General features: G+C 66.5%; 6 protein-coding genes. 5 read left to right on the top strand and 1 reads right to left on the bottom strand.

Annotation, left to right across the window (positions count from 1 at the left end; genetic code table 11):
• The coding region (locus Q0R16_RS13825; RefSeq protein WP_295637131.1) for a HAMP domain-containing sensor histidine kinase at positions 1-1,217 on the top strand (1,217 nt) is incomplete at its 5' end.
• Positions 1,218-1,224: 7 nt separating this feature from the next.
• Here the strand turns inward: Q0R16_RS13825 and Q0R16_RS13820 are convergent.
• Complete coding sequence (locus Q0R16_RS13820; RefSeq protein WP_295637127.1) at positions 1,225-2,799, bottom strand: helicase HerA-like domain-containing protein; 1,575 nt, start codon at positions 2,797-2,799, stop codon at positions 1,225-1,227.
• Between the two features lie 126 nt (positions 2,800-2,925).
• On the opposite strand from Q0R16_RS13820, the gene pabB reads away from it, so the two are divergent.
• The 4 genes from pabB (at position 2,926) to Q0R16_RS13795 (ending at position 7,113) form a co-directional block, all read left to right on the top strand.
• A complete protein-coding gene (gene pabB, locus Q0R16_RS13815; protein ID WP_295637134.1) occupies positions 2,926-4,743 on the top strand; it encodes an aminodeoxychorismate synthase component I in 1,818 nt (605 codons plus the stop codon).
• Complete coding sequence (locus Q0R16_RS13810) at positions 4,740-5,927, top strand: pyridoxal phosphate-dependent aminotransferase (protein ID WP_295637124.1); 1,188 nt, start codon at positions 4,740-4,742, stop codon at positions 5,925-5,927. Before pabB ends, Q0R16_RS13810 begins: the two co-directional genes overlap by 4 nt.
• Positions 5,927-6,670, top strand: a complete 744-nt coding sequence (locus tag Q0R16_RS13805; RefSeq protein ID WP_295637121.1) for an RluA family pseudouridine synthase — start codon at positions 5,927-5,929, stop codon at positions 6,668-6,670. The genes Q0R16_RS13810 and Q0R16_RS13805 overlap by 1 nt, the downstream gene beginning before the upstream one ends.
• A gap of 149 nt (positions 6,671-6,819) precedes the next feature.
• Positions 6,820-7,113 (top strand): recombinase family protein, encoded by a 294-nt coding sequence (locus tag Q0R16_RS13795; RefSeq protein WP_295637118.1) that lies wholly within the window; start codon positions 6,820-6,822, stop codon positions 7,111-7,113.
• Positions 7,114-7,219 lie beyond the last annotated feature (106 nt).

The following is a 7,219-nucleotide window of genomic DNA, read 5'->3' as shown; positions in this document are numbered from 1 at the left end:
CGCACCCGGGTGGCCAATCCGATTTCAGCCTGTTCCGAGCCCGGCTCGAATCCGCAGGTCCTTTGCGCCCCGGCGAAAAACGTCTTGGCTCCATCGAGCTGGCCTTGTCCGAACTGCTGGCCGCGCAAGGCCTGCCGGCGCCGCAAATCGTGGTCGTCGAACGCGATATGCACGCCGATCCGCTCGGCTCCGTCTGGCTGGAACAGCGCCGCCGGATCGTGCGGCTCGACAATCAACCGTTGCCATCGCGTCTCATCATCGCCTCGATCCACCGGCCCGATGGCGCTTGGCTGACCACGCGGCTGGTGGCGCCCGGCGGTGAGCGGCACATCATCCTCAGCCTGTTCCTGCAGACGCTGTTTCTTTACATGGTGCTGGTCGGCGCGGTTGCGCTGATCGTGCGGCGGATCACCCGGCCACTCGCCGCCCTGACCCGGCGGGTCGAGGAATTTGCGCGCGATCGCACGCTCGTTGGCCAGCTTTCACCAAGCGGGCCCGACGACATTCGCCGGCTGTTTGCCGCGCACAACGCGATGGAAACGCGGATCACGGGGTTGCTCGATGAAAAGGACGTGATGCTCGGCGCGATCGGGCACGATCTCAAGACCCCGCTCGCGGCGTTGCGCGTGCGGATCGAATCGGTCGAAAACGATGCCGATCGCGCGCCGATGGCGGCGGGGATCGAAGACATCAACCGCACGCTGGACGATATCCTGTCGCTGGCGCGCGTGGGCCGCCCGACAGACCCGCTCGAACCCACCGAACTGGGCGCGCTGGTCGGCGCGGTGGTCGACGAATACGAAGACATGGGCGAACCGGTCATTCTCGCGGCCAGCGAGCGCATCGTGTTGCCGCTGCGCGCCACCTGGCTGCGGCGCGCGTTGCGCAACCTGGCGTCGAACGCGGTGCGCTACGCCGGATCGGCGCGGGTCACGCTGCGGCGCGAAGCCGTTGGCCATGGCGCAAAGCCGGGCTTCGCGGTGCTGGTCGTCGAGGACGATGGGCCGGGCATTCCCGAAGCCGATGTCGACCGCATGGTCGAACCGTTCACCCGGCTCGAAGCCTCGCGCAACACCGGCACCGGCGGCGCCGGCATCGGACTGACACTGGCCCGCGCCATCGCCGAACAGCACGGCGGTTCGCTCACACTGGCCAACCGGCGCAGCCCCGACGGCACAGTGATCGGCCTGAGCGCGACGATCCGGCTGCCGCTATAGCCGCGCTTTAACGCAGCAGGTTGCCAAACAACCCGCGCGCAAACCGGCCGACGGTTTCGCCGCCCAGCGCGGTGCCGATCGCACCCGCCGCGGCGCTCGCGGCCGATGCCAGCGGCGATCCACCAACCTTGCGCCCGGTCATCTGCCGCGCGAGCATGCCACCCGCCGAGGCCGCCGCAGCACCGAACGCGGCTTTCCCCGCCCGCTCCCACAGCGATGGCGACTGCCGCGCCTGCGCGCGCTGCGCGTCGGGGCCCTGCTCGGCCACGACTTGCGCCGCAGCGGTCGCATCGGCGGCCTTCTGCGTCAGTACTTCGGACGCCGATTCGCGATTGACCGCGGTGTCGTACTTGCCACCGAACGGGCTGATGGACTTGATCACCGCGCGTTCCTGGTCGGTCAACGGCCCGATCCGCGAGCGGGGCGGCGCGATGCGGGTGCGCTGGACAACGGTAGGCGCGCCCTCCTCGTCGAGCACCGAAACCAGCGCCTCGCCCGTCTTCAACTCGGTGATCGCACGCGCCACATCGAGATCGGGGTTGATGCGGAAGGTGTCGGCGGCGGCCTTGATCGCGCGCTGATCGCGCGGGGTGAACGCGCGCAAGGCGTGCTGGACGCGGTTGCCGAGTTGCCCGGCGATCTTTTCGGGCACATCGATCGGGTTCTGCGTGATGAAATAGACGCCGACGCCCTTCGATCGGATCAGCCGCACCACCTGCTCCACCTTGTCCATCAGCGCGGTGGGGGCATCGTCGAACAGCAGGTGCGCCTCGTCAAAGAAGAACACGAGCTTGGGCTTTTCGGGATCGCCGACTTCGGGCAGCGCTTCGAACAAGTCGGTCATCAGCCACAGCAGGAAGGTGGCGTAGAGCTTGGGGCTCTGCATCAGCTTTTCGGCGGCGAGCACGTTGATCACGCCGCGGCCCTGCTCATCAGTGCGGATGAAATCGTTGATTTCCAGCGCCGGCTCACCGAAGAATCGATCAGCGCCCTGGCTTTCGAACGCCAGCAACTGCCGCTGGATCGTGCCCACGCTGGCCTTCGAGATATTGCCGTACTTGGTGATCAGTTCGGACGATTTCTCGCCGCAGGTCATCAGCACCGCTTGCAGATCGGCCAGGTCGAGCAGCAGCAGCCCGTTGTCATCGGCATAGCGGAAGGCGATGTTGAGCACGCCTTCCTGCGTATCGTTCAGCGCCATCAGCCGCGACAGCAGCAGCGGCCCCATTTCCGAGATCGTGGTGCGCACCGGGTGGCCGCGTTCGCCGTAAAGATCCCAGAACACCACCGGGTTGTCGCGCCAGGCGTAGTCGGTGATGCCGAGATCCTTGGCGCGCTGGATCAGCATGTCGGCGTTCTTGGCCAGCGGGCTGCCGGGCATCGCGATCCCCGCCAGATCGCCCTTCACGTCGGCCATGAACACCGGCACGCCATCGGCCGAAAACTGTTCGGCGATCGTCTGCAGCGTCACGGTCTTGCCGGTGCCGGTCGATCCGGCGATCAGCCCGTGGCGATTGGCGCGGCGCAGGCGGAGGCGCTGTGGTTGCTTGTCGTCGCCCAATCCGATGAAGATGTCGTCCATGTCTGCGCGTCGTCCCTGACTTCTGCCCGAAGTGGCCATGATGACGCGCGGCTTACCGATTCGTGAGGCCGGGTGCGAGCAGCTTTTGCATCCACCGCGCATGGCCGATAGAAGCGCGCCACCGTGCTGACCGCTTCCCCCTTCATCCTGCTCGACGATGCGCGCGACGATACGCACCCTGGCGGCGCGGCGCCCGCGCGGCTGTACCGCGATCCCCTGGAAGTGGTGGTCGCGCGACGGCCCGAGGAGGTGGGGGCGGCGCTTGACCGGTTGGGCTCGGGTGAGGGCGAGTGGGCGGGCTATCTTGCTTACGAGGCCGGTCTGGCGCTCGAACCCCGTCTTGGCGCAATGGCTGCACGGCGCAGCGGGGCGGCGGGGCCACTGGTGTGGTTCGCGCGCTTTGCCGGGCACACTGCGATCGCGGCGGCGGATGTGGCGGACTGGCTGGCCGCCAACGGATCCGGACCAGCGCGGATCGGGCCGATGGTGCCGCAAGTCTCGCTCGGCGGGTACGCGCGCGCTTTTGCCGGGGTGACCGAGGCGATCCACGCCGGCGACATCTACCAGGCCAACCTGACGTTTCCGCTGGCCGGCAGCTATCATGGCGATCCGCTGGCGCTTTACGCCGCGGTCCGCGCCGATGCGCGTGCGGGCTATGGCGGGGTGGTGTGGGACGGTTCGCACTGGCTGTTGAGCTTTTCACCCGAACTGTTTTTCAAAAGCGACGGCCAGGCAGTGACCGTGCGGCCGATGAAGGGCACCGCGCCGCGTGGGCGCACCGATGCCGAGGACGCGACGAACCGCACCGCGCTGGCCGACAACGCCAAGGACCGCGCCGAAAACCTGATGATCGTCGACCTGATGCGCAACGACCTTTCGCGCGTAGCCGAACCGGGCAGCGTGCGCGTGGAGGCGCCCTTCGCGGTCGAGACATATCCGACGCTGCATACGATGGTGACGACAATCTGCGCGCGCGTTCGGTCCGGGACGGACCAGCAAGAATTGCTGCGGGCGATCTTCCCCTGCGGATCGATCACCGGTGCGCCGAAAATCCGGGCGATGGAGCTGATCGACGCGTTGGAACGCGATGCACGCGGGGCCTATTGTGGCGCGATCGGCCGAATCGGAGGGGCCAGCAAAGAACAAGCCGGCCAAAATCCTGCTGGAGAGGCAGCGTTCAATGTGGCAATCCGCACCTTGCGCCTCGATCCGAGGGCGGGTCGTGCAGTGATGGGGGTGGGGTCGGCAGTCGTCGCCGATTCCGGCATGCTGGCCGAGCGGCGCGAATGCGTGATGAAGGGGCGTTTCTTGTCGTTGTCCGTGGGCCAGGCCGACCTGATCGAGACGATGCATTTCGATCCGCACCTGGGCGTGGCATTGCTCGAATTGCACCTCGAACGCATGCGCGCGAGTGCGGCCGAACTGGAGATTGCGTTCGATCGGCATAGCTTGCGCAACGCGATCCAGGCGCTGTGCTTCGACATTGCCGAACCGGCCAAGCTGCGGCTGATGGTGGCGCGCAGCGGCGCACACACGCTGGAAGTGGCGCCGCTGCCCGCGCCGTTGACCGAACCCGCGATCTGCGCGGTGATCCCGCTGCCGGTCGCAACGGGTGACTGGCGGCTGCGTCACAAGACCAGCGACCGCGCTTTCTACGAGGACGCGCACAGCGCCGCCCTGAAGGCCGGAGCGCTCGAGGCCTTGTTCCTGCGCGACGACGGCCTGTTGACCGAGGGGACATTCACCTCGCTGTTCGTGGCACGCGATGGATTGCTGGTGACGCCACCGACCGGGCTGGGGTTGCTGCCCGGCGTATTGCGCCAGAGCCTGATCGACGCGGGCCGCGCGATCGAAGGCGAAGTGCGGATCGAGGACCTCGCCAATGGCTTCCACATCGGCAACGCCCTGCGCGGATTGATCCCGGCGCGATTGCTCGGCGCATGAGCGAGGCGCGGATCGCTGCTGCGCTGGCGCGGATCGCGCCCTCGGGCACCAACGCGATGACCGACCGCGCCTTCGCGCTGCGGGCCGAGGGGCGCGACGTGATCTCGCTCTCGGTGGGCGAGCCCGATTTCCCTACCCCGCCGCACGTGATCGCCGCCGCACATGCCGCGCTCGATGCGGGGGACACGCGCTATACGCCGGTTGCCGGCACCGCGGCGCTGCGCGAGGCCGCCGCGCTGCATTTTGCCCGCGATCTCGGCATCGAAACTACGCCGAGCCGGGTGATCGCCAGCGCGGGCGGCAAGCAATCGATCTTCCTGGCGCTGCTGGCCACGCTCGATCCGGGCGACGAAGTGCTGATCTCGGCGCCGTGGTGGGTCAGTTATCCCGAGATCGCGCGGTTTTCGGGCGCGACGGTGGTACCGCTACCGACCGGTTCGGCCGACGGTTTCCGCATTTCGCCCGAACAACTCGAAGCCGCGATCACGCCCGCCACGCGCTGGCTGCTGCTCAACAGCCCCGGCAACCCGACTGGAGCGACCTATTCGGCGGCGCAGTTGCAAGCGCTCGGCGAAGTGCTCCGCCGGCACCCGCAAATTCTGGTGCTGAGCGACGATATCTACGCTCCGCTACGCTACACACCCGGCGCCCACGCCACACTCAGCGTTGTGTGTCCCGATCTGGCTGAGCGAGTTCTGACCGTCTCGGGCGTGTCGAAAAGCCACGCGATGACCGGCTTTCGCATCGGTGTCGCCACCGGCCCCAAATGGCTGGTGCACGCGATGGAACGATTGCAATCGCACGCCTCGGGCAACCCCTGCTCGATCAGCCAGGCTGCCGCCGCTGCTGCTTTCAACGGCCCGCAGGACTTCCTGGCCGAGTGGCGCGAGCGCTTCCGTGTCCGCCGCGACCGCGTTGTCGCCGCGATCAATGCCATTCCCGGCCTCTCCACCCCCGTGCCCGATGGCGCGTTTTATTGCATGGTCGATGCGAGCGCCTTGCAACCGCGTTTCGGCACCGATCAGGCGCTGGCGTTGCACTTGCTCGAACACGGCGTCGCGGTTGTCGCGGCTTCGGCGTTCGGTGGCGACGTCGCCCGCTTCTGGGGATTCCGTATCAGCTTTGCCGCCGACGATGCTCGGCTCGACGCTGCGCTTGACCGCATCGCCAAGGCACTCACGTAATGACCAACCTGACGAATTTGGCTGGCCGCATCCTGTTCGAAGACGGCGAGGCGCTGGTGATCGACAAGCCGGCCGGGCTGCCGCTCGACCGACCCCGCGCGGGAGGCGAAAGCCTGGACGATCATATCGAAAGCCTCAAGCTCGGTTTCCACCGGCCGCCGCTGCCAGTCCACCGGCTCGATCGCGACACCTCGGGTTGCCTGCTGCTCGCGCGCAACACACGGGCGCATAAGCGTTTTTCCGCGGCGTTCGAGGCCCGGCAGGTGGAAAAGGTCTATCTCGGCGTGCTGGCCGGCGATGCGCCGGGCGAAGACGGAACGATTGCGCTCAACTTGTCCAAAATCAGTTCGGTCAAGGACGGCTGGCGGATGATCGCGGCGAAAAAGGGCAAGGACGCGGTCACGCATTGGCGCGTGATCGAGCGGCGCCAGGCCGGCAATGGCGCAGCCCTGACGCTGATTGAATTCCGCCCAGAAACCGGCCGCACGCACCAGATCCGCGTCCACGCGCTGACCGGTCTCGGCCATCCACTGCTCGGCGATCCGATCTACGGCGAAGGCAAGCCCGGCCACGGGGCAAAGCGGACGATGCTCCATGCAAGCAGCCTGACGGTTCAGCGCGGCGACAAACCTGCGATCCACGCAAGCGCGCCGATGCCCGCCGACTTCGCCGTGTTCGGGTTCGCCGAACCGGCGCCGTCGCTGTCCGAACCGCCGATCCCTGTCGAGCCGAGCGATGGCTGATGACGATCTGGTCGCGCGCGCGCTGGCGCTCGTTTCGGAAAGCTTCATTGCCGCGACCGGCCCGGGTGGACAGAACGTCAACAAGGTCTGCAAAACTCCCCCTTGATTCAAATAATGCGGGCCAGTGTCCACGCGGTTATGATCGCACAATGACAAACGCCTACAGTTTCATTCGGTTCAGCAGCCCCGCTCAAATGAAGGGTGATAGTTTACGACGCCAGCTTGCTAAAGCAGAGCGCTTCGCGGCTGAACGAGGCCTTGATCTCGATAGCACTTATAGGGCGCTGGGTGTCTCTGCATTTACGGGAAAGCACCGGGTCAAAGGTGCGCTCGCCGCATTTCTGAATGCTGTTCGCACTGGCGAGATCGCAAAGGGAAGCTGGTTGCTCGTAGAGAATGTAGATCGTCTTTGGACTTGTAACGGTTTTGCGCCGGTCACTTGAGAGTTTAACACTCGATCAAGGAGACCGATGAGATGAAGAAGCATACAGAAGATTTCAAGCGTGAGGCGGTGCGGATTGCGCTGAGCAGCGGGCTGTCGCGGCGGCG

It is taken from the genome of Novosphingobium sp., assembly GCF_025351285.1.
Lineage (GTDB): Bacteria > Pseudomonadota > Alphaproteobacteria > Sphingomonadales > Sphingomonadaceae > Novosphingobium.
Note: the sequence above shows the minus strand (reverse complement) of the source record. Positions and strands in the feature narration are given on the sequence as shown.

What these genes read in the sequence shown, in the direction of transcription:
- Q0R16_RS13795 (WP_295637118.1), top strand. Translation starts at nt 6,820, where the DNA reads ATGACAAACGCCTACAGTTTCATTCGGTTCAGCAGCCCCGCTCAAATG.
- Q0R16_RS13820 (WP_295637127.1), bottom strand. Translation starts at nt 2,799, where the DNA reads ATGGACGACATCTTCATCGGATTGGGCGACGACAAGCAACCACAGCGC.
- Q0R16_RS13810 (WP_295637124.1), top strand. Translation starts at nt 4,740, where the DNA reads ATGAGCGAGGCGCGGATCGCTGCTGCGCTGGCGCGGATCGCGCCCTCG.
- Q0R16_RS13805 (WP_295637121.1), top strand. Translation starts at nt 5,927, where the DNA reads ATGACCAACCTGACGAATTTGGCTGGCCGCATCCTGTTCGAAGACGGC.